General features: G+C 73.6%; 20 protein-coding genes. 6 read left to right on the top strand and 14 right to left on the bottom strand.

The genetic code is table 11. The features are described from left to right. Nucleotides 1–62 precede the first annotated feature (62 nt). Nucleotides 63–3,743, bottom strand: coding sequence for a GH92 family glycosyl hydrolase (locus ACTJIY_RS17355; protein WP_440673831.1), 3,681 nt, complete (start codon nt 3,741–3,743; stop codon nt 63–65). A 290-nt stretch (nt 3,744–4,033) separates the two neighbouring features. Between ACTJIY_RS17355 and ACTJIY_RS17350 the strand changes: the two genes are divergently transcribed. Next, a complete protein-coding gene (locus ACTJIY_RS17350; protein WP_440673830.1) occupies nt 4,034–6,778 on the top strand; it encodes a DEAD/DEAH box helicase in 2,745 nt (914 codons plus the stop codon). Nucleotides 6,779–6,901: 123 nt separating this feature from the next. Here the strand turns inward: ACTJIY_RS17350 and ACTJIY_RS17345 are convergent, their stop codons facing one another. The 3 genes from ACTJIY_RS17345 to ACTJIY_RS17335 all read right to left on the bottom strand — a co-directional run bounded on the left by ACTJIY_RS17345 (nt 6,902) and on the right by ACTJIY_RS17335 (nt 9,013). Continuing rightward, nucleotides 6,902–7,327 (bottom strand): carboxymuconolactone decarboxylase family protein, encoded by a 426-nt coding sequence (locus ACTJIY_RS17345; RefSeq protein ID WP_253050572.1) that lies wholly within the window; start codon nt 7,325–7,327, stop codon nt 6,902–6,904. Between the two features lie 65 nt (nt 7,328–7,392). Further along, the gene (locus ACTJIY_RS17340; RefSeq protein ID WP_440673829.1) at nt 7,393–8,295 is read right to left on the bottom strand and encodes a GNAT family N-acetyltransferase; all 903 of its coding nucleotides are present in this window, start codon (nt 8,293–8,295) and stop codon (nt 7,393–7,395) included. A 61-nt stretch (nt 8,296–8,356) separates the two neighbouring features. Then, on the bottom strand, nt 8,357–9,013 hold the full coding sequence (locus ACTJIY_RS17335) for a GNAT family N-acetyltransferase (RefSeq protein WP_439157219.1): 657 nt from the start codon (nt 9,011–9,013) through the stop codon (nt 8,357–8,359). A 73-nt stretch (nt 9,014–9,086) separates the two neighbouring features. On the opposite strand from ACTJIY_RS17335, the gene ACTJIY_RS17330 reads away from it, so the two are divergent. After that, nucleotides 9,087–9,812 carry a VIT1/CCC1 transporter family protein gene (locus tag ACTJIY_RS17330; protein ID WP_440673828.1) on the top strand — a complete coding sequence of 242 codons (726 nt, stop codon included), beginning with the start codon at nt 9,087–9,089 and terminating at the stop codon, nt 9,810–9,812. Between the two features lie 25 nt (nt 9,813–9,837). Continuing rightward, the gene (ybaK, locus tag ACTJIY_RS17325) at nt 9,838–10,341 is read left to right on the top strand and encodes a Cys-tRNA(Pro) deacylase (RefSeq protein WP_253050581.1); all 504 of its coding nucleotides are present in this window, start codon (nt 9,838–9,840) and stop codon (nt 10,339–10,341) included. A gap of 100 nt (nt 10,342–10,441) precedes the next feature. Here the strand turns inward: ybaK and ACTJIY_RS17320 are convergent, their stop codons facing one another. Further along, nucleotides 10,442–10,840, bottom strand: coding sequence for a YccF domain-containing protein (locus ACTJIY_RS17320; RefSeq protein WP_047232538.1), 399 nt, complete (start codon nt 10,838–10,840; stop codon nt 10,442–10,444). A gap of 110 nt (nt 10,841–10,950) precedes the next feature. Between ACTJIY_RS17320 and ACTJIY_RS17315 the strand changes: the two genes are divergently transcribed. Next, the gene (locus ACTJIY_RS17315; RefSeq protein WP_440673827.1) at nt 10,951–11,697 is read left to right on the top strand and encodes a YggS family pyridoxal phosphate-dependent enzyme; all 747 of its coding nucleotides are present in this window, start codon (nt 10,951–10,953) and stop codon (nt 11,695–11,697) included. 73 nt (nt 11,698–11,770) lie between these two features. Here ACTJIY_RS17315 and ACTJIY_RS17310 read toward each other — a convergent pair whose 3' ends face one another. Both ACTJIY_RS17310 and cimA read right to left on the bottom strand, forming a co-directional pair. After that, complete coding sequence (locus ACTJIY_RS17310) at nt 11,771–12,820, bottom strand: lipoate--protein ligase family protein (protein WP_253050585.1); 1,050 nt, start codon at nt 12,818–12,820, stop codon at nt 11,771–11,773. A gap of 67 nt (nt 12,821–12,887) precedes the next feature. Further along, nucleotides 12,888–14,546 (bottom strand): citramalate synthase, encoded by a 1,659-nt coding sequence (gene cimA, locus ACTJIY_RS17305; protein ID WP_253050586.1) that lies wholly within the window; start codon nt 14,544–14,546, stop codon nt 12,888–12,890. A 337-nt stretch (nt 14,547–14,883) separates the two neighbouring features. Between cimA and ACTJIY_RS17300 the strand changes: the two genes are divergently transcribed. Continuing rightward, entirely contained in the window at nt 14,884–15,477 is a 594-nt protein-coding gene (locus tag ACTJIY_RS17300) for a hypothetical protein (RefSeq protein WP_253050588.1), read from the top strand. 111 nt (nt 15,478–15,588) lie between these two features. On the opposite strand, the gene ACTJIY_RS17295 is transcribed toward ACTJIY_RS17300, so the two are convergent. Together ACTJIY_RS17295 and ACTJIY_RS17290 are read right to left on the bottom strand one after the other, a co-directional pair. Next, nucleotides 15,589–16,722, bottom strand: a complete 1,134-nt coding sequence (locus ACTJIY_RS17295) for a branched-chain amino acid aminotransferase (RefSeq protein WP_253050590.1) — start codon at nt 16,720–16,722, stop codon at nt 15,589–15,591. A gap of 207 nt (nt 16,723–16,929) precedes the next feature. Beyond that, the gene (locus ACTJIY_RS17290; protein WP_440673826.1) at nt 16,930–17,973 is read right to left on the bottom strand and encodes a 3-isopropylmalate dehydrogenase; all 1,044 of its coding nucleotides are present in this window, start codon (nt 17,971–17,973) and stop codon (nt 16,930–16,932) included. Nucleotides 17,974–18,104: 131 nt separating this feature from the next. Between ACTJIY_RS17290 and ACTJIY_RS17285 the strand changes: the two genes are divergently transcribed. Beyond that, entirely contained in the window at nt 18,105–19,322 is a 1,218-nt protein-coding gene (locus ACTJIY_RS17285) for an ROK family transcriptional regulator (protein ID WP_253050594.1), read from the top strand. A gap of 68 nt (nt 19,323–19,390) precedes the next feature. Here ACTJIY_RS17285 and ACTJIY_RS17280 read toward each other — a convergent pair whose 3' ends face one another. The 5 genes from ACTJIY_RS17280 to ACTJIY_RS17260 all read right to left on the bottom strand — a co-directional run bounded on the left by ACTJIY_RS17280 (nt 19,391) and on the right by ACTJIY_RS17260 (nt 24,427). Then, nucleotides 19,391–19,930, bottom strand: a complete 540-nt coding sequence (locus tag ACTJIY_RS17280) for an ASCH domain-containing protein (RefSeq protein ID WP_253050596.1) — start codon at nt 19,928–19,930, stop codon at nt 19,391–19,393. 4 nt (nt 19,931–19,934) lie between these two features. Then, entirely contained in the window at nt 19,935–20,678 is a 744-nt protein-coding gene (locus ACTJIY_RS17275) for a cysteine hydrolase family protein (protein WP_440673825.1), read from the bottom strand. Between the two features lie 161 nt (nt 20,679–20,839). Beyond that, nucleotides 20,840–21,865, bottom strand: coding sequence for a ketol-acid reductoisomerase (gene ilvC, locus ACTJIY_RS17270; RefSeq protein WP_253050600.1), 1,026 nt, complete (start codon nt 21,863–21,865; stop codon nt 20,840–20,842). Between the two features lie 117 nt (nt 21,866–21,982). Continuing rightward, nucleotides 21,983–22,507 (bottom strand): acetolactate synthase small subunit, encoded by a 525-nt coding sequence (gene ilvN / locus ACTJIY_RS17265; RefSeq protein ID WP_047232530.1) that lies wholly within the window; start codon nt 22,505–22,507, stop codon nt 21,983–21,985. A gap of 6 nt (nt 22,508–22,513) precedes the next feature. Beyond that, nucleotides 22,514–24,427, bottom strand: a complete 1,914-nt coding sequence (locus ACTJIY_RS17260; protein ID WP_253050602.1) for an acetolactate synthase large subunit — start codon at nt 24,425–24,427, stop codon at nt 22,514–22,516. Between the last annotated feature and the right edge of the window lie 293 nt (nt 24,428–24,720).

Raw genomic sequence — 24,720 nt, 5'->3', positions numbered from 1 at the left:
GGTCTGCGTGCGTGCACGACGGCGGTGCGGGCCCGGTCCTGCCGGCCCCGCACCGCCGTCGGTCAGGAGCAGGACACGGCGTCGTACGCGGCCGTGACCTGCTGGGGCTCGCCGTCGGGCGTCGTCACGGTGACCGTGACGTCGCCCGCCTCGACGGCGGCGGCCCGGGTGGCGAACGACTGGTACGCGTTCGACCCGGGCGCGACGACGCCGAAGAGCTTCGAGCCGTACGGGGTCGCGAGCTCGACCGCGACGGGCTGCTCGCCGGTGTTGAGCGCGCGCACCGCGACGAACGCCTTGCCGCCGAGGCAGCGCGCCTGCGCCGTGACCTCGACCTGCGGCGCGGGGACGGCCCCCGTCGCGTCGGTCGCGACCGCGAACACGTGGAACCGCGTGTTGCGCGGCAGGGTGAGGCTCGTGAGCACCTTGCCGTCGGGCACGGCGACGGGCGCCGTCGCGTAGAGCCCGCAGCCGAACGCGTCCGTCCCGCTCCCGTTGCCCCGTGCGCCCGGCTTGGCGACGAGGATGTTGCCCGGCTCGGGCGAGCCCGTGCACCAGTCGCTCAGGGCGACCTGGACGGTCTGGCTCGTCCCGTCCGCGAACCCGAGGACGAGGTCGCCGCGCTGGGTGCCGTGCGTCGCCGTCCCGACGACCGAGAGCGTGCGCGCGGCACGCTGCGCCTCGGGCACCTCGAGCACCTGGCCGTCCGCCGCGACGTTGTCGGGCTCGCCCGCGGGCGGGGCGCCGAGCAGGTACGTCAGGTCGGTGCCCGGGACGGTCAGCTCGAGGCCCTGGACCACGCCGAGGTCCGCGAGCAGGTCGCGCAGGAGGTACGCGCCCGAGCCGTCGAGGTTCGCGTTGGCCGCGCCGGGGTCGCCGATGCCGACGTTGTCGAAGGCGTCGGCGATCCACGACTCCCCGGACACGACGACCGAGACCTCGCGGACCGCCTCGATCCCCGCGGCGTCGCGCACGAGGAGCCGCACCGTGTGGGTCCCCGGCTCGGCGTCGGCGGGCGCGTCGATCGTCACCGTGCCCTCGACCGTGGCCGGCAGACCGTCGGACTCGGCGGTCCAGTCCGCCAGGTCGGTCGTCGCGGTCACCGCGCCGTCGGACGTCACCTCGAGCGTGCCGCTCGTCGTCCCCGCGCCCTGCGCGACGACCTGGACCGCGACCTCCGTCCGCCCGCCCGGGGCGACGACCGGCTGCCGCGGCGTCGCGCCGACGAACAGGCGCTCGACCGTGCCGTCCGCGGGCACGACGGCGCCCGGCGAGACCGCGGGGTCGGTCGCCCACGCGGACGGCGCGGTGCCGACGGTCACGTCGAGCGTGCCCGCCGCGGTGAGCTCGTCGCCCGTGACCCAGGCGCGGTCCAGCGGCTCGCCGCCGAGCGACACGGACTGCGTGTAGTGCGCGTCGGGCGCGACGCCGTCGGCCGTGAGGTGCAGCGCGTCGCGACCGAAGACCTCCGGGTCGAGCGTGATCGTTACGTCGTCGAACAGCGGGGTCGTGAGGCCCCAGAGGTCGGTGCCCGGCACGATCGGGTACACGCCGATCGACGACAGCACGTGCCACGCGGACATCGTGCCGAGGTCGTCGTTGCCCGTGACGCCGTCCGGGCCGTCGGTGAAGAGCGTCGCCGCGGCGCGCACGACGTCCGTCGTCTTCCACGGCTGGCCCGTCCACAGGTAGACGTACGGCGCGTGGAGGTTCGGCTCGTTGTTCGGGTTGTAGGTCTCCCAGCCGTAGTAGTCGTACGTGCCGTTGACCCACACCTCGCTCGCGACGCGCGCGGGGTCGGCGACCAGCTCGTCGTACGCGAAGAACGCGTCCAGGCGGTCGACTGCGGCGTCGGTGCCGCCCATGAGGTCGAACAGGCCGGGGACGTCCTGGGGCACGAGCCACTGGTACTGCACCGCCGTCCCCTCGTGGAACCCGTCGGAGTGCGCGGGGTCCGCATCACCCACGAAGAAGCCGTCGGCGTTGCGCGCCCGGAAGTTGCTCGTGCGCGGGTCGAACACGTTGCGGTATCCCTGGCCGCGGGCGGCGTAGCGGTCGGCGTCCTCGTCGTGGCCGAGGCCGCGGGCCATCGTCGAGAGCATCGCGTCGGCGAGGGCGTACTCCATGGTCGCCGAGGCGCCGTGCTGGAGGTCGTAGTCGCCGGGCTTGCCCGAGCGCGCGGGCTCGTGCGGGACGAACCCGTCGCGCAGGTACTCGACGTTCGCCGCGCGCCCGTTGAAGGGCGAGTCGGCGGGAGGGACGCCATCGGCGTTCTGCTGCAGGACGGCGTACGCCTCCTCCTCGTGGCCCGCGAGCAGGCCCTGGCGCCAGGCGCTGACGAGGAACGGCGTCGCCGGGTCGCCGGTCATGATGTTCGTCTCGACCGTGCCGTAGCCCCAGCGCGGGAGCCACCCGCCCTGCTGGCCCTGACGCACGAGGGAGAGCGCCATGTCGGCCGACTCGTCGGGCGCGAGCAGGTACAGGAGCTGCTGCTGGGTGCGGTACGTGTCCCAGAGCGAGTAGTTCTGGTAGTAGGTGAAGTCCGGTTCCGCGGCGTGGACCTCCTGGTCCCAGCCGCGGTAGCGCCCGTCGACGTCGGAGCCGACGTTCGGCGCGAGGAAGCTGCGGTAGAGCGAGGAGTAGAAGGTGCGCAGGTCGTCCGGGTCGCCCTGCGCGACCCGCACCAGGCCGAGCCGCTCCTCCCAGGCCGAGCGCGCGGCGTCGTGCACGGCGTCGAAGGTGCCGGCCTCCGCCGCGAGGTTCGCCGCGGCGCCGTCGGCGCCCACGTAGCTCATCGCGGTGACGGCCTCGACGTCGAGGTCGCCGCCGGTCGTGTCGAACGTGACGTACGCGCCGCGACGGCCCTCGCCTCCGGACGCGGCGTCCGAGCCCGCGGTGACGGCCTGGCCGTCCCACGTGCCGTGCGCGACGAACGGCCGGTCGAAGGTCGTGCGGGTCCAGATCGTCTGCGGCTCGGTGTCCTGGCAGAAGCCGCGGACGGTGATGCGTGTCTCGACCGTGCGGTCGTCGACGACGCGCACGTCGGACTCCGTGACCCGGTTGAGCGCCTGGCCCGCGTTGAGCAGGACGTTGGCCTGCGCCGTCGCGGGGAAGGTGTACCGCTGGACGCCCGTGCGCGCGGTCGCGGTGAGCTCGGCCTCGATCGTGCCGGCTGCCGCCTGGAGACCCACGCGGTAGTACCCGGGCGAGGCCTCCTCGTCGTCGTGCGAGAAGCCGAGCGCGTACTGGCCGTAGTCGGTCGAGGTGATGGCGCCCGTCGTCGGCAGGGTCGGGAGGGGACCGCCGAGGCCGCAGCCGACGCCGGACAGGTGCACGAGCGAGAACCCGCGGACCGACGTGCGGTCGTAGTCGTACCCGACGTTGTGCCCGTTGTCCGGGGAGAGCTGCACCATGCCGAACGGGACGGCGGCGCCCGGGTAGGTGTTGCCGTCGTCCTTGGTCCCGATGAACGGGTTGACGTAGTCGACCAGCGGGCCGTCGACGGCGGCAGCGGCGGCGTCGGACCCCGTCGCTGCCTCCGTCGCGGTGATGGTCGTGGGCGATGTGAGCCCCGGCGACGCGGACGCGGCCAGCGGGAGCGCGAGGCTCGCCGCGGTGGTCAGGGCGACGACCGCGGCCGCGCGACGCCGACGCGCGCCGCGACGCCGCGGGCGAGAGCGTGACGGTCCGGTACGTCCCGGGAATGGTTCGCGATCGGTGTCGACAGCGCTGTCTGCCCGCATGCGGTGCTCCCCTTGGTCCCACGGCGGCGTGGGGTCGGTGGTCGTCGATGACTCGGAGGCCGGGACCGGCCTCGACGCCGGTCCCGCGCCATACCCTCGCACACGCTGACAGCGCTATCAACCCCCGTGGGTCGATCCACCCGTCCTGCCGAACCCGGGGTCGTTCCCCAGTTCGACGGCGAACCGGGGAACGACCCCGGGTTCGGCACCGCCCGGTCCGCGTCGGCCCCGGGACCGGCGCGACCGGGCTGCCGACGACCCCGGCGCTCCGCACCTGACAGACTCGTCCCGTGACCACCACGACCGGCCGCACCCCGGCTCTCCTCGCGCACGTGCCCGCACCGACGGGCAAGGCCCCCGACCCGGACGCGCTCTACGAGGGGTTCACCACGTGGGCGACCGAGCAGGGCCTCGAGCTGTACCCGCACCAGAGCGAGGCGCTCATCGAGCTGGTCACCGGCTCGCACGTCATCCTCTCGACGCCCACCGGCTCGGGGAAGTCGCTCGTCGCGATGGGCGCGCAGTTCGCGGCGCTCGCCGCGCACCGCTCGGGCCGCGGCGGCCGCACGTACTACACCGCGCCGCTCAAGGCGCTCGTCAGCGAGAAGTTCTTCGCGCTCGTCGCGGCGTTCGGGTCCAAGAACGTCGGCATGACGACGGGCGACTCCGCCGTGAACCCCGACGCGCCGATCATCTGCTGCACGGCGGAGATCCTCGCGAACATCGCGCTGCGCCGCGGCGGCGGTGACGGTGTCGCCGCCGGACCTGTCGACGAGGACGCGATCTCCCAGGTCGTCATGGACGAGTTCCACTTCTACGCCGACCCGCAGCGCGGCTGGGCGTGGCAGGTGCCGCTGCTCGAGCTGCCGAACACCCAGTTCCTGCTCATGTCCGCGACGCTCGGCGACACGACCCGGTTCGTCGAGGAGCTCGAGGAGCGCACCGGCCGGCCCGTCGCCGAGGTGACCACGGCCCAGCGGCCGGTCCCCCTGCACTTCAGCTACGTCGTCGAGCCGCTGACCGAGGTCATCGAGGAGCTCGTCAGCACGCGCCGCGCGCCCGTGTACGTCGTGCACTTCACGCAGAAGGACGCGGTCGAGCGCGCGCAGTCGCTGCTGTCCATGAACGTCGCGACGAAGTCCGAGAAGGAGGCGATCGCGGCCGAGCTCGGCGACTTCCGCTTCGGCACCGGGTTCGGCAAGACGCTGAGCAAGTTCCTGCGCCACGGCGTCGGCGTGCACCACGCGGGCATGCTGCCCAAGTACCGGCGCGTCGTCGAGCGCCTCACGCAGGCCGGGCTGCTCAAGGTCGTGTGCGGCACGGACACGCTCGGGGTCGGCATCAACGTGCCGATCCGCACGGTCCTGCTCACGAGCCTCGTGAAGTTCGACGGCGAGCGCATGCGCCACCTCACGGCGCGCGAGTTCCACCAGATCGCGGGGCGCGCGGGCCGCGCCGGGTACGACACCGTGGGCGAGGTGCTCGTCATGGCGCCCGACCACGTCATCGAGAACCGCAAGATGCTCGCCAAGGCCGGCGACGACCCCAAGAAGCTCAAGAAGATCGTCCGCAAGAAGGCGCCGCAGGGCTCGGTCAACTGGACCGACGCGACGTTCGAGCGCCTGCGCGACGCCGAGCCCGAGCCCCTGACCAGCCACTTCACGGTCACGCACGCGATGGTCCTCAACGTCCTCGCGCGCACCGCCCAGCACGGCCGCGGCGGGCACGTCGATGCATTCGACCCGGGCCGCGACCCGGTCGAGGCCATGCGCCACCTGCTCCTCGCGAACCACGACACCGACACCCAGCGCCGCGAGCACGTGCGCCAGACGTTCCGCATCTACCGCTCGCTGCGGGTCGCGGGGATCGTCGAGCGCGTGCGCGTGCCCGACCCGTCGCGCCCCGCGGGCTACCGCCCGAGCGTGCGCCTCGTCGGCGACCTGCCGCGCGAGTTCGCGCTCAACCAGCCGCTGTCGCCGTTCGCGCTCGCGGCCCTGGACCTGCTCGACGTCGAGGGCGCGACCCACGCGCTCGACGTCGTCTCCGTCATCGAGGCGACGCTCGACGACCCGCGCCAGGTCCTCTACGCCCAGCAGAACGCCGCCAAGGGCGAGGCCGTCGCCGCGATGAAGGCCGAGGGGTACGAGTACGAGGAGCGCATGGCGCTGCTCGAGGAGATCACCTGGCCCCAGCCGCTCGAGGAGCTGCTGGCGCCCGCGTTCGCCATGTACAAGCGGTCCAACCCGTGGGTCGCGGACGCCGAGCTCTCCCCCAAGTCCGTGGTCCGCGACATGGTCGAGCGCGCCATGACGTTCGCCGAGTTCGTATCCGTCTACGGGCTCGAGCGCACGGAGGGCGTGGTGCTGCGCTACCTCGCGGACGCCTACCGTGCGCTGCGCCAGGTGGTCCCCGAGGAGCACCGCACCGAGGAGGTGCAGGAGATCGTCGAGTGGCTCGGCGAGCTGGTGCGCGGCGTCGACTCGTCGCTCCTCGACGAGTGGGAGCGCCTCGCCCACCCGGTCGACGACGACGCGGACACCGAGGTGGGCGACGGCCCGCTCTCCGGGGCGGGCGCCGAGGCGCCGACCCGGCCGGTCACGGGCAACCCGCGCTCGTTCCGGCGCCTCGTGCGCAACGCGCTGTTCCGCCGCGTCGAGCTCGCGTCCCGCGAGGACTACCGCGCGCTCGGCGCGCTCGACGGCGGCGCGGGCTGGGACGCGGACGCGTGGGGCGACGCGCTCGACCCGCTCTTCGAGGACCAGGGCGACGACGCGATCGGCATCGGGCCCGGGGCCCGCTCCGCGGCGCTGTTCCGCGTCGTCGAGGCGGGCGCCGAGCTGCCGGCCGGCCACGAGGGCCCGACGGCGGAGCACGCCCCGGGCGGCGTCGTCCCCGCGGGCACGTGGCTCGTGCGGCAGGTGCTCGACGACCCGGCGGGCGACCACGACTGGGCGATCACGGCGAGCGTCGACCTCGCGGCGAGCGACGAGGCGGGCGAGCCGGTCGTGACCGTGCTGGCCGTCGGGCCGCTGTAGACCGGTGCCGCGACGAGCGCCGCGGCCGGGCAGCACGAGGTCGGGTACCACCACCAGCCGGGCGTCGCGGGCCGGGTGCACCGGCCGCGCGCCGCGGGTCGGGGCGCCGCCGGGCCCGGCCGCTCAGTCGACGGGGAGCAGCCCGCGCTCGGCGAAGACCTGCTTGGCCACGGCCGTCGCGTTGAGCGCCCGCGGGAACCCGCAGTAGACGGCGGCCTGCAGGAGCGCCTCGACGATCTCCTGCGGCGTCAGCCCGACGTCGAGCGCGGTGCGGACGTGGATCTCGAGCTGCGGCTCGCACCCGCCGAGGGCGCTGAGCATCCCGAGGGTGACGAGCTGCCGGTCGCGCGGCTCCAGGTGCGGCCGCGCGTAGATCTCGCCGTACGCCCAGGCCGAGATCTGGTGCTCGAGCTCGGGCGAGACGCCCGCGAGCGCCTCGGCGATCGCGGCGGGCGCCGTCTCGTTGACGGCGCCGAACACCGCCTGCCCGTGCTCGTAGCGCTCCGCGCGCGTGGTCGGTCGGTCGGTCGTGGAGTTCCCCTGCGTCACGCCGAGCAGCGTAGGGGACGGGACGTGACCTGCGCCGACGGTCTCACCCCCGGCGAGCGGTGCGGTCAGACGGCCTCGCGCCGCCGGTCGAACCGCTCCGGCAGGTGGACGAACCCCGCGGCGACGTACGTGGCGACGCCCCCGACGTTGGACGCCGGCGTCGCGACGAGCGCGCTCGACGCGCCCAGCGCGCGGAGCGCCGCCAGGCCGGCGAGGGTGACTGCCCGGCCCAGGCCCCGACGACGGTGATCGGCGTGCACGCCCATCGGCTCGATCAGACCGGGACGTCCCGGGCCGGCGGACCACACCGCGATCACCGCTGCCGCGGGCTCGTGACCGGCGCGGGCCGGGTCGTCGGGGACCGCCGCGCCGTCGTGCACGAGGAGACACCGTGCGTCGGCGTACGGGAGCCCGGTCGCCAGGGCGTGCCAGCGCTCCGGCGCGGCCCGCGTCCCGCCGAACGACGAGCGCAGCGCCTCGGCCCACGCGGCGGCCTCCGACGGCCCGACCTCGCGCGCCCGGACCCCCGAGTCCTCCACCGGCGCGGCCAGGTCGCGGCGCAGGAGCGCCCACCGCTCGTCGACGCGCCAGCCCGCCGCGGCCAGGTGCTCGTCCACGAGGGCGCCCACCGGTGCCTCGACCGACGCTCCGCCCGGCCCCAGCACGCCCCGCTCGGGTCGCCCGGCGTCCTCGGCGAGGCGGCGCGCGAGCTCGTCGTCGCGCTGCAGGTCCGGCGCGATCCCCAGGCGGAGCAGGTCGGGGCCGTCGAGCAGCCCGACGGCGACCACTCGTCCGTCGCGGCGCCACGTCCGCAGCGCGGCGGCGGTCGCCGGAGCGCCGAACCGCCAGTACCAGCCCACGTCGCCGGGATGGAGCTGCAGCGGCGCAGCGTCGTCCTGCCACGAGCGGAGCACGTCGACGACCTCGCCCAGCTCGTCGACCCCGAGGGTGCGCGTCTCGATCGTCACAGGTCGATCAGACACCACGACGCGGGCGCCGGTCGCACCCTTTTCGCCGGGCGGCGCCGCCTCAGCCGTCCGCGGGACGCAGGTCGAGGCGCATGACCCGGCGTCGCGTCGTCGGGCGCGCCACCTCCACCAGGCCCGCCGCACGGAACGCCTGGACGCTGCCGACCGAGTTCTCCCCCCAGGTGATCGGTGCGCCGGCCGGGTCGAGGATCGGGTACCCCTCGACCGCCGTCGCGCCGTGCTCGCGCGCGTACCCGACGGCGGCCCGCGCGAGGTCGTACGTCAGCCCCAGCCCGCGGAAGCCCGCGCGCACCACGAAGCACGCGACGGCCCACACGCCCGCGTCGTCCTTGTCCTGCGCGTCGCCCGCCGCACGCCCCGACCACGGGACCGGGCTCCCCCGCAGGCGCCGGTAGGTCGGGCGCGGTCCGACCGCGACCCAGCCCGCGGGCTCGCCGTCGAGGAACGCGACGAGGCCGCTCGTGGTCGGCGCTCCCGGGTCGTCGCAGCTCGTCTGCTCGTGCAGGAGCCGGGCCCGCTCCTCGGGCGGCGTCCGGTACCAGACGCGGTCGCCGAGCACCTGGCGCTGGCACCAGCACGTCGCGGGATAGCCGCGCTCGCCGAACACGGTCGCGAGCTCGTCCCACGTCACCGTGCTGGCCGGGCGCACGACGACGGCCCCGGTCGCCCCGGGGAGCGTCGTGCCGCGCGTCGCCACGTCCCGACGCTACGCCGACGCCGCGCTCCCCGCTCCCGGTCGCGGCGCGCGCGCAGGCCCCTACGGTGAACCCATGAGCGACGCACCGCGCACGGGCCGTCACCCCGGCGAGCCCCACCACCCGGAGAACACCGGGTCACGCCTCAACCGGCTGCGCGCCGGGGTCCTGGGCGCGAACGACGGCATCGTGTCGACGGCGGGCGTCGTCGTCGGCGTCGCGGCGACGAGCACGTCGATCCCCGTCATCGCGACGGCGGGCGGGGCGGCACTCCTCGCGGGAGCGCTGTCCATGGCGGCGGGCGAGTACGTCTCCGTGAGCACGCAGCGCGACACCGAGAAGGCCCTGCTCGCGACCGAGCGCCGCGAGCTCGCCGAGATGCCGGACGCCGAGCTCGCGGAGCTCGCGGGGATCTACGAGGCGAAAGGGCTCACACCCGACCTCGCGCGCCAGGTCGCGGTCCAGCTCACCGAGCGCGACCCGCTCGCCGCGCACGCCGACGCCGAGCTGCACATCGACCCCGACGAGCTCACCAGCCCGTGGGAGGCCGCGGTCGCGTCCATCGTGTCGTTCACGGTGGGCGGCCTGCTGCCGCTCGCGGCGATCCTGCTCGCCCCGGCGACCATCCGCATCCCGCTCACGTTCGTCGCCGTCGTGCTCGCGCTCGTGCTCACGGGCTGGGGCTCCGCGCGCCTCGGGAACGCGCCGACCCGGCGCGCGACGGTCCGGACCGTCGTCGGCGGCGCGGTCGCGATGGGCGTGACCTACGCGATCGGGTCGCTGCTCGACGTCAACGTGTAGCGCGGCGCTGCGGCAGAATCGAGCCGTGGCCAAGAAGTCGAAGTCGTCCGCGCACGCCGGCACGCCCGCGGTCGCGCTCCTCGAGCGCGAGGGCGTCGCCCACACGCTGCACCCGTACGAGCACGACCCGTCGAGCGACCTGTCCTACGGGCTCGAGGCGGCCTCGGCGATCGGGGTGCCCGCGGAGCAGGTGTTCAAGACCCTGCTCGCGGTCGTCGACGGCGCCGCGCTCGTCGTGGGGATCGTGCCCGTCGACCGTCAGCTCGACCTCAAGGCCCTCGCCAAGGCGGCGGGCGGCAAGAAGGCGAGCATGGCCGAGCCCGCCGCGGCCGAGCGCGCGACGGGCTACGTCGTCGGCGGCATCTCGCCCCTGGGCCAGAAGCAGCGCCACCGCACGTTCCTCGACGACACCGCGCGCGCGTTCGACGCCGTCTACGTCTCGGGTGGCCGCCGCGGCCTCGACGTCGGCCTCGCGCCGTCGGACCTCCTGCGCCTCACGGCGGGCACCACGGCCCCGATCGCGAGGTAGAGCCCCGGTCGGCCGAGGTAGAGGCCTGGTCTGGCGAGGTAGAGGCCTGGTCATGACCAGGCCTCTACCTCGCGGTACCGGGGCTCTACCTCGCGGTCCGTCAGCGCTGGTAGGCGGTGTACGGGGCGTCGGTCGGGACGATGTCCTTGCCGAGCGGCAGGAGCGAGACGGGGATCATCTTGAGGTTCGCGATCCCGAGCGGGATGCCGATGATCGACACGAACAGCGGGATCGCGGTGACGACGTGACCGATCGCGAGCCAGATCCCGGCCACGACCACCCAGATGACGTTGCCGATCGTCGACCACGCGCCCGCGGTCGGCTTGTCCACGACCGTGCGGCCGAACGGCCACAGCGCGTACCCGGCGATGCGGAACGACGCGATGCCGAACGGGATCGTCACGATGAGGATGCAGCAGATGATGCCCGCCAGGACGTAGCCCAGGGCGAGCCACAGCCCGGCGAACACGAGCCAGATGATGTTGAGCAGTGTCTTCACGGCACCGTCCTTTCGCGCACCATTCTCGCCGATCAGGGCGCCGGTGCGGATCCGGGACCACCCTGAGACGACCCGGGTCTCGGGCGACCCGCCCGGCCTAGACTGACCGCATGCCCCTCCCCGACCCGTCGTCCGTGCTGCCCGCGCAGATCGCGCAGAACCTCGCCCGGGTGCGGAGCAGGGTCGACGACGCCGCCCGAGCGGCCGGGCGTGCGCCGTCGGACGTGCGGCTGCTCGTGGCGACCAAGACGCAGCCGGCGGACGCCGTGCGCGCGGTCGTCGAGGCCGGCGCGGACCTGATCGGCGAGAACCGCGTCCAGGAGCTCGTCGCGAAGGCCCCCGACCTCGCCGACCTCGTGGCCGCGGGGCGTGTCGAGGTCCACATGATCGGGCACCTGCAGCGCAACAAGGTCAACCAGGTGCTCGCGACGGCCACGGGCGTCGAGAGCGTGGACTCCCTCGCGCTCGCCGAGGCGCTCGCGGCGCGCTGTGCGCGCGACGGCCGCGTGCTCGACGTCCTGGTCCAGGTCAACGTCTCGGGCGAGGAGTCCAAGTCGGGCGTCCGGCCCGACGACGCCCCCGCCCTCGCGACCGCCGTCGCGGCGCTCGACGGGCTGCGCCTGCGAGGATTCATGACGATCGGCGCGAACGCCCCCGACGAGACGCTGGTGCGCGCGGGCTTCGCGCGCCTGCGCGAGGTGCGCGACGCCGTCGCGGGCTCGGGCGCTCCCGGGACCGGAGACGCGCGCGAGCTGTCGATGGGCATGAGCGGCGACCTCGAGCTCGCCGTCGCGGAAGGGGCGACGATCGTCCGCGTCGGCACCGCCGTCTTCGGCCCGCGACCCACGCCGAGGTAGAGCTCGCGGTCGCGAGGTAGAACCCCGGGAGCTCTACCTCGCGACCGGCAGCTCTACCTCGCGGGTGACGGCGTCACGGGACGCGCGCGGTCCACTCGGGCGTCGAGAACTTCGTCCGCGCGAGCTCCTGGGCGCGCTCGCGCTCCTCGGGCGTGACCTTGCCCTCGACCGTCCGGTAGCGCGACCGGAAGTGCCGCTTGAACGCCTCGATGACGTCCTCGCGCGCCATGCCCGTCTGCGAGCGCACCGGGTCGACGCGCTTGTTCGCGCTCGTCGTGCCCTTGTCGGAGAGCTTCTCGCGGCCGATGCGCAGCACCTCGGTCATCTTGTCGGCGTCGATGTCGTACGCCATCGTCACGTGGTGGAGCACCGCTCCCCCGCGCAGGCGCTTCTGCGCCGCGCCCGCGATCTTGCCTGCGGGCGAGGCGATGTCGTTGAGCGGCTTGTACGTCGCCTCGACACCGACGTCCGCGAGCGCGCCGAGCACCCAGTCGTCGAGGAACGCGTAGGAGCGCTCGAAGCTCAGGCCCTCGACGAGCGACCCGGGCACGTAGAGCGAGTAGGTGATGGTGTTCCCCGGCTCGACGAACATCGCGCCCCCGCCGGAGATGCGGCGCACGACCGTCACGCCGTGTCGCTCGGCGCCCTCCGGGTCCACCTCGTTGCGCAGCGACTGGAACGACCCGATGATCACCGCGGGCGACGCCCACTCCCAGATCCGCAGCGTCGGGCCGCGGCGGCCGGCGTCGAGCTCCTCGGTGAGCACCTGGTCGAGCGCGAGGTGCATCGCCGGCTCCTCCGGGCCCTCGTGCACGATCTCGAAGGTGTGGTCGCCCCAACCCGTCGCGTGCCCGAGGGCTCGCCGGACGGCGATGGCGACCGCCTCCGGCGAGAAGCCGATCATCGTGACGTCCTCGCCGAGAGCGCCCTGGACGGCGCTCGCGAGCTGCGCGACCGTCGCCGTCTCCGGCATGCCCGTGAGCGCGCCGTCGATGTCCTCGAGCGCGTCGTCCGGCTCGAGGAAGAAGTCGCCGCTCACCGCGACGCGGGCGAGCCGCCCGGCCTCCACCTCGACGTCGACCGCCACGAGCTTGCCACCGGGAACCTTGTACTCACCACGCACCCGTCCACCCTAAGCCCGCAGGGCCCCGGCTCGACGGGAGACGTCGGTCACGGGGTCCGGTGACGGCTCAGCGCGGGTCGACCCCCGCGTGGACCAGCCCGTAGATCGCGGAGTCGGTCAGCGCCTCCCAGGCGGCCTCGATGAGGTTCGGCCCGACGCCGACCGTCGACCACGAGGTCGAGCCGTCGGTCGTCTCGATGAGGACGCGCGTGATCGCGTCGGTCCCCTGCTCCGTGTCGAGGATGCGGACCTTGAAGTCGATGAGCTCGAACACGTCGATCTCGGGGTAGACGCGGCCGAGCGCGAGCCGCAGCGCGTGGTCGAGCGCGTTGACGGGCCCGTTCCCCTCGCCGGTCGTGACGATCCGCTCGCCGCCGGCGTGGAGCTTGACGGTCGCCTCCGCCGTGGCCTCGGTGCCGCGCGACCCCGCCCGCTCGACGATCGTGCGCCAGCTCTCGACGCGGAAGTACGGGGGGCGCTCGCCCGTGATCTCCTCGCGGAGCAGCAGCTCGAACGACGCGTCCGCGGCCTCGTAGGTGTAGCCGTTCGCCTCGTCGTCCTTCACGCGGTTGGTCACGCGCGTGAGGAGCTCGCCCTGGCCCGACAGGTCGAAGCCGAGCTCGCGGCCCTTGAGCTCGATCGACGCGCGACCGGCCATGTCGGAGACGAGCATGCGGATGTCGTTGCCGACCGCCGTCGGGTCGATGTGCTGGTAGAGGTCCGGGTCGACCTTGATCGCGCTCGCGTGCAGCCCCGCCTTGTGCGCGAACGCGCTCGCGCCGACGTACGGCTGGCGCGCGTACGGGGAGATGTTGGTGATCTCGCTGATCGCGTGCGAGATGCGCGTGGACTCCTCGAGCCCCTCCCCGGTCAGGGTCCGCAGCCCGTGCTTGAGCTCGAGGTTCGCGACGACCGTCAGCAGGTCGACGTTGCCCGTGCGCTCCCCGTACCCGTTGACCGTCCCCTGGACGTGGGCCGCGCCGGCCTCGACGGCCGCGAGCGTGTTCGCGACGGCGCACCCCGAGTCGTTGTGCGCGTGCATGCCGAGCAGCGCGTCGCCCGGGAGCGCGTCGCGCCCGTGCGGGAGCCCGACGGCGTCGCGCAGCTCCTCGACGATCTCGACGACCCAGGTCGGCAGCATCCCGCCGTTGGTGTCGCACAGGGCGACGACCTCGGCCCCGGCCTCGAACGCGGCCTGCACGGCGGAGCGCGTGAACGCCGGGTCGTGCCGGTAGCCGTCGAAGAAGTGCTCCGCGTCGACGACGACCCGCCGGCCCTCGCCCACGAGGAACGACACCGTGTCGGTGATCATGGCGAGCCCCTCGTCGGGCGTCGTGCGCAGCGCGCGCTCGACGTGCCGCACGTCCGACTTGGCGACGAGCGTCACGACGGGCGCCTCGGAGTCGACGAGCGCCCGGACCTGCGGGTCGTCCCACGCGCGCAGCCCGGCCTTGCGGGTCGAGCCGAACGCCGCGAGCACGGCGTGGCGCAGGTCGAGCTCCTTGGCCGCGCGGCGGAAGAACTCCGTGTCCTTGGGCACCGCGCCCGGCCAGCCGCCCTCGATGAACCCGACGCCGAGCTCGTCGAGCAGCGGGGCGATGGCGAGCTTGTCGGCGACGGAGAGGTTCATGCCCTCCTGCTGCGCGCCGTCGCGCAGGGTCGTGTCGTAGACGTGGAAGACCCGGGCCTCGCGGGGGCCGGTCACGGGGGTCGTCGCCGAGGTCATGGTGCCTCTTCCTGCCGTTCGTCGTGTCGCGGACGCCGCAGCGCCCGCCCCTCTGGTCCGTCTCCCAGGACGCCGGGCGGGGCCCTCGTGAGGCGGGAGGCCCGGCATCCGTGCCGCCGGGCGGGGGTGGTGCCCAGCAACAAAAAAACCCCCCGAGGGTGCGGGAGGTCTGCGCGTCCGGTGAGTGCTACCGGGCGCGCTACTCGATAATGAGCTGGGAGACGAGGTGTGTCACAGGGCACATGGTGCCACAGGTTCGGCGAGGATGGACACGAGCGTCCATCCACCGAGCCGCCCACCGCCCCAGGGCGCGGCGGCGATCGACCGAGGAGTGACGATGAGCGACCCGACGCCGGGCGGCTACGACCCGCAGAACCCCCCGACGCGCCGGTACGGGCAGCCCCCCGTGCCGCAGCACGCCCAGCCCCCCGCGATCCCCCCGACGGACCCGCAGGCCGGCTTCCCCGAGCAGAGGCCGCCCGTCAATCCCGCGGACCCGCGCCTCGCGGTCGAGGCGGGCCGGTTCTGGGCGGGCGCCGCGGCGACGGCGCTCGTCGCCGCGCTCATCGGGCTGCTCGGCGTGATCATCTTCGAGCGCATCTTCGCGATCACGCTCGTGCCGCCGCCCGACCTGTTCGGCACGGGGTCGCGCCAGGCCGCGTGGGCGATCGACGGGGCGATCCTCGCCGTCCTCGCGGCGGGCGTCCTGCACCTGCTCATCCTCAGCACGCCGCGCCCGCGCGCGTTCTTCGGCTGGATCATGGCGCTCGTCATCGTCGTGATCGCGGTGCTCCCGTTCGCCTGGTCGAGCGACGTCACGGCGGCGGCCCTGTCCGGGCTCATCAACCTGCTGATCGGCATCGCGGTCTGGTCGCTGCTCGCGGGAGTCGCCGGGCGCACCATCGTCGTGCGGCCGGCGACCGCCGTCTGATTCACCGGTCGTCGCGCGTCCCACGCGCCGACCGACACGCACGACGACGGGGTGCCCCTCTCGCGGGAGGGGCACCCCGTCGTCGTGCCGGGTGCGGACGGGCCGCCGGCCTCAGGCGAGGCGGCGCAGCCAGCCGTGGCGGTCGGCCGCGCGCCCGGTCTGGATGTCGGTGAGCTCGGCGCGGATCGCCATGGTGAGCGACCCCGCCTCGCCGCCGCCGATGGTGTGGTCGAAGTCGGACCCCGCGAGGCGCCCGATGGGGGTGATGACGGCGGCCGTGCCGCACGCGAACACCTCGGTCACGGAGCCGTCCTGAATCCCGGCGAGGACGTCGGTGAGCGGGATGCGGCGCTCGACCACGTCGTGCCCGCGGTCGGTGAGGAGGCGGATGATCGACGAGCGCGTCACGCCCTCGAGGATCGAGCCGCTGAGCTCGGGGGTCTCGACCGAGCCGTCCGCCTTGACGACGAACACGTTCATGCCACCGAGCTCCTCGAGGAACGTCCGCGTGCCGGAGTCGAGGAAGCACACCTGCTCGCACCCGTGCTGCTGCGCGACCACCTGCGGGAGCAGGCTGGAGGCGTAGTTGCCGCCGCACTTCGCGTCACCGGTGCCCCCGGCGCCCGCGCGGCTGTACTCGCGGTCGACCCAGATCGACACGGGCTTCACGCCGCCCGAGAAGTAGGGCCCCACCGGGGAGGCGATCACCAGGTACTCGGCCTCGAGCGACGGACGCACGCCGAGGAACGCCTCCGACGCGTACATGAACGGGCGCAGGTAGAGGCTCGCCTCGTCGCCGCTGGGCACCCAGTCGACGTCCGTGCGCACGAGCGCCGTGATCGACCCGACGAAGTCGTCGACGGACAGGGCCGGGAGCGCGAGGCGGTGGGCCGAGCGAGCGAAGCGCGCCGCGTTCGCCTCGGGGCGGAACGTCCACACGGACCCGTCGGCGTGGCGGTACGCCTTCATGCCCTCGAAGATCTCCTGCGCGTAGTGCAGGACGGCGGTCGCCGGGTCCAGCAGGAGGGGGCCGTACTTCTCGATGCGGCGGTCGACCCACCCGTCCGTCGAGTTCCAGCTGATCCGCGCCATGTGGTCCGTGAAGACCGTGCCGAACTTCGGGGCCGCGATCGCGGCCTCGCGCTCGGCGGGCGGCGTCGGGGCGTCCGTCGGGCGGACGTCGAACAGGGCGATGAGGTCTTCCTCCGAGGAGGACGGCTGGTGCTGCGCTGCGAGGGTGCTCATCATGAGGCCTTTCACCTGGCGACCCGGGTGGTCTCCGCCTAGTTTTCCACGACCGCACGGCTCGTGCGGCGATCCGCGCGAGGGTACGACGACGGCAGGCGTCACCGGGTCAGAACGGGAGGGATCCGGTCCTGGGGCGATGACGACCGAGGTGCGGGGACTGCGGGCGAACCGGTGCCCGGGTCCGTGCGGGACCCGGGCGGCGTGTCAGCCGGCGACGCGAGCGGCGAGCTCGCGGCCCACCTCGGCCGTCGAGCGTACTCGGCTCCCCCGCTCGGCGAGGTCGACCGCGACGGCCGCCTCGACGCGCTTCGCCTCGTCGCCGAGGCCCAGGTGGTCGAGGAGCAGCGCGACCGACAGCACCGTGGCGGTCGGGTCGGCCTTGCCCTGCCCGGCGATGTCCGGCGCCGAGCCGTGCACGGGCTCGAACATGGACGGCGCCGTGCGGTCGGGGTTGATGTTCGCGGACGCGGCGAGGCCGATCCCGCCCGTGATCGCGGCGGCCTGGTCCGTGAGGATGTCCCCGAACAGGTTGTCCGTGACGATGACGTCGAACCGCGACGGCTTCGTCGTGAGGAAGATGGTCGCCGCGTCGACGTGCAGGTAGTCCGTCGTGACGTCGGGGAACTCGGCGTTGACGGCCTCGACCGTCCGGCGCCACAGGTGGCCCGCGTGCACGAGGACGTTGTGCTTGTGCACGAGCGTGAGGTGCTTGCGCGGGCGCGCCTGGGCACGGGCGAACGCGTCGCGCACGACGCGCTCGACGCCGAACGCCGTGTTGAGGGAGACCTCGGTCGCGATCTCGTGGGGCGTGCCGGTGCGCAGCGAGCCGCCGTTGCCGACGTACGGGCCCTCGGTGCCCTCGCGCACCACGACGAAGTCGATCTCGCCCGGGTCGGCGAGGGGCGAGGTGACGCCCGGGTACAGCTTGCCCGGGCGCAGGTTCACGTAGTGGTCGAGCGCGAAGCGGAGCTTGAGCAGCAGGCCGCGCTCGAGCACGCCCGACGGGACGCTGGGGTCGCCGATCGCGCCCAGGAGGATCGCGTCGTGGCCGCGGATCGCGTCGAGGTCCGCGTCGGTGAGCGTCTCCCCCGTCGCGTGCCAGCGGCGCGCACCCAGGTCGAACGGCGTCGTGGAGACCTTCACGTCCGAGCCGGACACGGCGGCCTCGAGCACGGCGAGGCCCTGCTCGACGACCTCGGTACCGATGCCGTCCCCGGCCACGACTGCCAGATCAATGGTGCGCGTCATGCCGTGAGCCTACGCCGCCGCGCCACCCCTCGGGACGACTGTCTCACGTCTCGGACTGCGCTCGAGTTGCGCGACGGGGCGAGACAGGGCACTATTAGGAAACTTTCCTAAAGCCCGCCCGAAGGAACGCCATGACCGCGCCCACCTCGTCGAGGATCCCCGGCACGCCGGGGCTGCTCCGCACGATCAACGATCGCGCGGCGCTCGAGCTCCTGCTCGACGCCGGGCCGCTCACCCGGTCCCAGATCGGCGACAGCACGGGAGTGTCCCGACCGACGGCCTCGCAGATCGTCGCACGGCTCGAGCAGTCCGGACTCATCGAGCCCACCGGCTCCGTGCAGGGGGCGCGCGGGCCCCAGGCGACACAGTACGCCGCACGCACCGACGTCCTCGTCGGGCTCGCGCTCGACGTCGTGCCCGACGGCGTGCGGGCGAGCGTCGTCGACGCGCTCGGCCGGACGCTCGGCGAGACGACCGTCGCCGCGGGCCCGGACCGCGCCGCCGCGACCGACGTCCGCACGGCGCGCGACGAGGCCTGCGCGGACGCGGGCATCCCGGTCGCGCGCGTGGCGACCGCGGTCGTCGGCGTCCAGGCCGCGGTCGCCCCGCGCACGGGCGACATCGCCCTCGTCGGCGAGCTGCCCGGCTGGCCGCGCGAAGGGCTCCGGGGGCATCTCGAGGGCGCCCTCGGCATCGACGTGCGCGTCGAGAACGACGTGAACCTCGCCGCGATCGCCGAGCGCGACGCGGGTCGCGACGAGCAGAGCTTCGCCCTGCTGTGGCTCGGCGAGGGCATCGGCATGGGGGCGTGGCTCGAGGGCCGCGTCCACCACGGCACCACGGGCGGCGCCGGCGAGATCGGCTACCTCCCCGTCCCCGCCGCCGGGATCGACGACTCCGTCAACGTGCAGGACCTCGTCGGGGGCCTGCGGCTCGTCGAGCTCTGCGCCCGGGCGGGCGTCCCCGGGGTCACGGAGTCCACCCCCTACGCCGCGGCCGTCGCCGCGATCCGCGAGCACGGCGACACGGCCGCCGTCCGCGCGCTCGTGCAAGATCTCGCCCGTCGTGTCGCGATCGTGCTCCAGCCCGTCGTGGCGATCCTCGAGCCCGACGCCGTCGTGCTCGGCGGCCCGACGGGGGTCGCGTGCGGCGCGGGGCTCGCCGAGGCCACCGCCACCGCTCTCCGCGGCACCGACCAGCGGACGGGAGCGGTCGTCGCGACCGCCGTGCCCGAGCTCGCGGTCCTGCGCGGGGCGCGCTCCGTCGTCGCGCAGGACGTGCGCACGCTCCTGCTCGCCGCAGCGGGCCGACCGGACCACCCGGTCGGCCCGTCATCGATCCCGGGGTAGTCCTCTTCACCTGCCCCGCGAGCGGTGGCCGGCCGACCGTGGCACGGCCGGTCACCGCTCATCCCGCCTCAGCGCGGGTAGCGCAGCTCGAACCGCTCGCACACGAGCGGCATGTCGGGAGCGAACTCTCGCTCCAGCACGCGCCGGAAGTACGTCTCGTGACCGTCGCGCCACGACTCGAGCGAGCCGTCGTCCTCCCCCTCCGCCAGGGCGAAGTCCGCGTCGACGTCCTCGAACGCGACGATCTCGACCGACGTCGTCCGGACGAGCGCCCGCGGGTGCCCGGCACCGTCGAGCAGGATGGACAGCTCGCCGACGCGCGGGACGGGCTCCCCCGAGTCCTCGTACTCCCACAGCGCGGACGACGTCGCGGTCTTCTCCCCGCTCAGCACCGCCGCGAGCAGGTCGTCGGCCAGCGCGGGGTTGTCGCCGAACGACCACGCGGGCGGCGGCACCGTCTCGGAGACCGTGGTGCCGGTGACCACGCCCACCCGCGCCATCCCGGCGCTCGGCCGCGCCAGCTCCCAGAACGCGAGGATCTCCGCCGCCCTCTCGTCCACCACCACGTCGTCCGTCACCGGTTCCCCCTCGTCCGCCTGTCGGGTCATGCCCCTATCGTGGCGTACCGAGGGTCGATGTGCCCGATCTCTCGCGGTTCGTCCCGCTCGTGTCGCGCCGACCGACGGCCCCGGCCACCGCCGCGACGACGGCCGACGAGGGACGCAGCACGACACCCAGTCCCGCGACCTGGGCGAGGCCCTCCTCGGTCGTGCCGGAGACGGCGTCGGGCACGACGACGGCCCGCAGATCCCGCTCGCTCGCGTCGGTGAGCGTCGCGCGCGGGCAGTTCGGGAAGTTGCAGCCCGCCACGACGACGGTGTCGACGCCGCGCTCACGCAGGAGATCCTCGAGCGGGGTGCGGTGGAACGCGCTCCACCGAGGCTTCCACACGACGATCTCGCCGGGCCCCAGGTCCTGTGGACGCCCGGCGAGCAGCACGTCGGGATCGAGCGGGGGCGCGCCCGCCGGCACGAGCTCGGGAAGGATCGCGGAACCCGGCGTGCCCGGACGCACGACGGCGGCGCCGTCGCCGATCGCCCGGCGCCGCACCAGGTCCACGTCGTCCCCGTCGTACAGGCGCACGACGTGGACGACAGGCAGGCCCGCCCGCCGGTACGCCTCGACGAGCGAGGTGAGCGCGGGCACGACCGCCCGCGTTCCCGCGACGGGCGTGCTCCCGCCCTCGGCGAAGTCGACTTGCGTGTCGATCACCAGCAGCGCCGACGTCTCCCAGTGCGGAGCCAGGAACGGATCCAGCAGCTCGTCGTGCGCGGCCGGCGGTGTCGTCGTCGTCACAGTGCCTCCTTGGTCGGCACGGTCGCGTGCCTGGTTGCCGCGACGATGGGGCGGGACGATCCGGGTCGCGCCGCGCGAGCGCGGGGTGACCCGAGAGCCCGAGGCGGAGCCGACGTCGCGCACGACGCCGGCTCCGCCTCGGGCAGGCAGGACGACCTGCGTCAGCGTGCGGCGCTGCCCTCGGTGTAGTCGGCGTCCTGCTGCTTCCACGCGAACAGCGAGCGCAGCTCCTTGCCGACCTTCTCGATCGGGTGCTGCGCGGCCTTCTCGCGCAGCGCCGTGAACTCCGGCGCGCCGGCGTCCTGGTCGTCGATGAAGCGCTTGGCGAACGCGCCGGACTGGATGTCCGCGAGGACGCCCTGCATGTTCTCCTTGACGTGCGGGTCGATGACGCGCGGGCCGGAGACGTAGTCGCCGTACTCGGCGGTGTCGGAGACGGACCAGCGCTGCTTGGCGATGCCGCCCTCCCACATGAGGTCCACGATGAGCTTGAGCTCGTGCAGCACCTCGAAGTAGGCGATCTCCGGCTGGTAGCCGGCCTCGGTGAGCGTCTCGAACCCGTACTGGACGAGCTGCGACACGCCACCGCACAGGACGGCCTGCTCGCCGAACAGGTCGGTCTCGGTCTCCTCGGTGAACGTCGTCTTGATGACGCCGGCGCGCGTGCCGCCGATCGCCTTCGCGTACGACAGCGCGACGTCCCACGCCTGGCCCGACGCGTCCTTCTCGACGGCGATGATGTCCGGGATGCCGCGGCCCGCGACGAACTCGCGGCGCACGGTGTGGCCCGGGGCCTTGGGCGCGACGAGGATGACGTCGACGCCGTCGGGGGCCTCGATGTAGCCGAAGCGGATGTTGAAGCCGTGCGCGAAGGCGAGCGTCTTGCCGGCGGCGAGGTTCGGCTTGATCTCGTCGTTGTAGATCGAGCGCTGGTGCTGGTCCGGCGCGAGGATCATGATCAGGTCGGCCCACGCCGCGGCGTCGGCGACGGACTTCACCTCGAAGCCCTCGTCCTGGGCCTTGGCGGTCGACTTCGAGCCCTCGCGGAGGGCGACGACGACCTCGACGCCGGAGTCGCGCAGGTTCTGGGCGTGCGCGTGGCCCTGGCTCCCGTAGCCGACGATCGCGACCTTCTTGGCCTGGATGATGGACAGGTCGGCGTCGTCGTCGTAGAACAGCTCAGCCACGATGGATCTCCTCGGTTCTTCGTTGCGGTGCAGGGGTCTGTTGCGATGTCTCGCGGTGGAACGACGATCGGTGCGCACCGACGCCCGTGCGGGTCTCGGTGCGAGGGTAGGCGATCGTCAGGCGGAGCGGACCACGCGTTCCAGCGCGCGGTCGGTGATCGAGCGGGAGCCGCGCCCGACGGCGACGGTCCCCGACTTCACGATCTCGCGCACGCCGTAGGGCTCGAGCGCGCCGAGCAGGGCGTTCAGCTTCTCGCCGGTGCCCGTCGCCTCGATGGTCACCGCGTCGGGCACGACGTCGACGACCTTCGCACGGAACAGGTTGACGACCTCGAGCACGCCGGTGCGGTTCGCGCCGTCGGCGCGGACCTTGACGAGCAGGAGCTCGCGCTGCACGGACGCGGCCGCGTCGAGCTCGACGATCTTGATGACGTTGACCAGCTTGTTGAGCTGCTTCGTCACCTGCTCGAGCGGGCGCTCCTCGACGTCGACGACGACGGTGATGCGCGAGATCTCCTCGTGCTCGGTCGGGCCGACCGCGAGCGAGTGGATGTTGAAGGCGCGACGGGCGAACAGGCCCGCGACGCGCGTGAGCACGCCGGGCTTGTTCTCGACGAGCACGGAGAGGGTGTGGCGGGACATGGCGGGTCAGTCCTCTCGGTCCCACGCGGGCGAGATGCCCCGCGCGTACTGGATGTCGTCGTTGCTCACGCCGGCGGCGACCATCGGCCACACCATCGCGTCGCGCGAGACGTTGAAGTCGACGACCACGGGGCGGTCGTCGATCTCCATCGCGCGCTTGATCGCGGCGTCGACCTCGCCCATCGACTCGACGCGGATGCCCTCGCACCCGTACGCGTCGGCGAGCTTGACGAAGTCGGGGACGCGCGCCGTGCCGTGCCCGGTGTGCAGGTCGGTGTTGGAGTAGCGCTTGTCGTAGAACAGGGTCTGCCACTGGCGCACCATGCCGAGCGAGGAGTTGTTGATCAGCGCGACCTTGATCGGGATCTCGTTGATCGTGCAGGTGGCGAGCTCCTGGTTGGTCATCTGGAAGCAGCCGTCGCCGTCGATCGCCCACACCGTGGCGTCCGGACGGCCGACCTTCGCGCCCATCGCCGCGGGGATCGAGAAGCCCATGGTGCCGAGTCCGCCGGAGTTGATCCAGGTGCGCGGGTGCTCGTACCGGATGAACTGCGCGGCCCACATCTGGTGCTGGCCGACACCCGCGACGTAGACCGACTCGGGACCGGAGATCTCGCCGAGACGCGAGATGACGTGCTGCGGGGCGAGGTGACCGTCGTCGGGCTCGGTGTACCCGAGCGGGTAGGTCTCGCGCCAGTCGTCGATCTGGCGCCACCAGGCCTCGACGTCCGGCTTCCCCTTGGCCTCGTGCTCGCGCTCGAGCTCGGGGAGCAGGTCGGCGATGACCTCCTTGAGGTCGCCGACGATCGGGACGTCCACGTCGCGGTTCTTGCCGATCTCCGCGGGGTCGATGTCCGCGTGCACGACCTGCGCGTGCGGCGCGAAGCTCGAGAGCTTGCCCGTGACGCGGTCGTCGAAGCGCGCGCCGAGGGACACGACGAGGTCGGCCTTCTGCAGCGCCGCCACGGCGGGGACGGTGCCGTGCATGCCGGGCATCCCGAGGTTCTGGGGGTGCGTGTCGGGCACGGCGCCGCGCGCCATGAGCGTCGTGACGACCGGCGCGCCCGACAGGTCGACGAGGCGGCGCAGCTCGGCCGACGCGTTCGCGCGGACCACGCCGCCGCCCACGTAGAGCACCGGGCGCCGGGCCGACGCGAGCAGGCGCGCGGCCTCCTTGATCTGCTTGCTGTGCGGCTTCGTCACCGGGTGGTAGCCCGGGAGCTGCACGTCCTGGGGCCACGAGAACGTCGTGCGCGACTGCATCGCCGACTTCGCGATGTCCACGAGCACCGGGCCGGGACGGCCCGTCGAGGCGATGTGGAACGCCTCCGCGATGGTGCGCGGGATGTCGTCGGGGTCGGTGACGAGGAAGTTGTGCTTGGTGATCGGCAGCGTGATGCCGACGATGTCCGCCTCCTGGAAGGCGTCCGTGCCGATCGCCCCCGCGGCGACCTGGCCGGTGATCGCGACGAGCGGGATCGAGTCCATGTTCGCGTCGGCGATGGGGGTGACGAGGTTGGTCGCGCCCGGGCCCGAGGTCGCCATCGTGACGCCGACCTTCCCGGTCGCGTGGGCGTAGCCCTGCGCGGCGTGACCGCCGCCCTGCTCGTGGCGGACGAGGATGTGGCGCAGCCGCTGGGAGTCCATGAGCGGGTCGTACGTCGGGAGGATCGCGCCACCCGGGATGCCGAAGACGACCTCGGCGCCGACCTCCTCGAGGGAGCGGACGATCGACTGCGCGCCGGTCATCTCCTCACCGGTCGAGGTGCCCTGCGTGCTGCCGGCCGGGCGAGCCGTGGCAGCGCGCCGGACGTCGCCGCGCGGGGCGACCGACGCGGGTGTCGGGGCGGGCTTCGGCGCCGGCGCCGCGGGCGTCGGGGCCCCCGGTCGCGGAGGTGCCGGGGTGGGACCCTGGGCCATGGTGTCTCCTGCGTGTCGTGGCCTCGGCCCGGCGGGCGCCCCGTGGGGCGCTCCGCCGGGAACCGGAGCCGACCGTGGTGGTGCGGTCGTGCTGGTCGCGGTGTGCGGGTGCCGGTCCTCGCGGGTCTCGCGGGTGCGGCGCTCGCGGTGGCCTGGTGAGCCTGCCGCGGTCTGTCTGCCGTGCTGATGGCGTTGTGGTGGCAACAAAAAACCCCTCGGACCCGGGATGCCGGGCTGGACGAGGGGTGAGCGCGCTGACGAAGCCTGGTTGCGTGGCCTCAGCCGGCGCGCTC

Source organism: Cellulosimicrobium sp. 22598 (assembly GCF_052044445.1).
In the GTDB taxonomy this organism is placed as follows: domain Bacteria; phylum Actinomycetota; class Actinomycetes; order Actinomycetales; family Cellulomonadaceae; genus Cellulosimicrobium; species Cellulosimicrobium cellulans_G.
This window is presented reverse-complemented; position numbering and strand designations above follow the sequence as displayed.

Excerpts from the sequence above, each read along its gene's own strand:
- ACTJIY_RS17355 (WP_440673831.1), bottom strand. The coding sequence starts at position 3,743 with ATGCGGGCAGACAGCGCTGTCGACACCGATCGCGAACCATTCCCGGGA.
- ACTJIY_RS17330 (WP_440673828.1), top strand. The coding sequence starts at position 9,087 with ATGAGCGACGCACCGCGCACGGGCCGTCACCCCGGCGAGCCCCACCAC.
- ACTJIY_RS17315 (WP_440673827.1), top strand. The coding sequence starts at position 10,951 with ATGCCCCTCCCCGACCCGTCGTCCGTGCTGCCCGCGCAGATCGCGCAG.
- cimA (WP_253050586.1), bottom strand. The coding sequence starts at position 14,546 with ATGACCTCGGCGACGACCCCCGTGACCGGCCCCCGCGAGGCCCGGGTC.
- ACTJIY_RS17300 (WP_253050588.1), top strand. The coding sequence starts at position 14,884 with ATGAGCGACCCGACGCCGGGCGGCTACGACCCGCAGAACCCCCCGACG.
- ACTJIY_RS17295 (WP_253050590.1), bottom strand. The coding sequence starts at position 16,722 with ATGAGCACCCTCGCAGCGCAGCACCAGCCGTCCTCCTCGGAGGAAGAC.
- ACTJIY_RS17290 (WP_440673826.1), bottom strand. The coding sequence starts at position 17,973 with ATGACGCGCACCATTGATCTGGCAGTCGTGGCCGGGGACGGCATCGGT.
- ACTJIY_RS17285 (WP_253050594.1), top strand. The coding sequence starts at position 18,105 with ATGACCGCGCCCACCTCGTCGAGGATCCCCGGCACGCCGGGGCTGCTC.
- ACTJIY_RS17280 (WP_253050596.1), bottom strand. The coding sequence starts at position 19,930 with ATGACCCGACAGGCGGACGAGGGGGAACCGGTGACGGACGACGTGGTG.
- ilvN (WP_047232530.1), bottom strand. The coding sequence starts at position 22,507 with ATGTCCCGCCACACCCTCTCCGTGCTCGTCGAGAACAAGCCCGGCGTG.
- ACTJIY_RS17260 (WP_253050602.1), bottom strand. The coding sequence starts at position 24,427 with ATGGCCCAGGGTCCCACCCCGGCACCTCCGCGACCGGGGGCCCCGACG.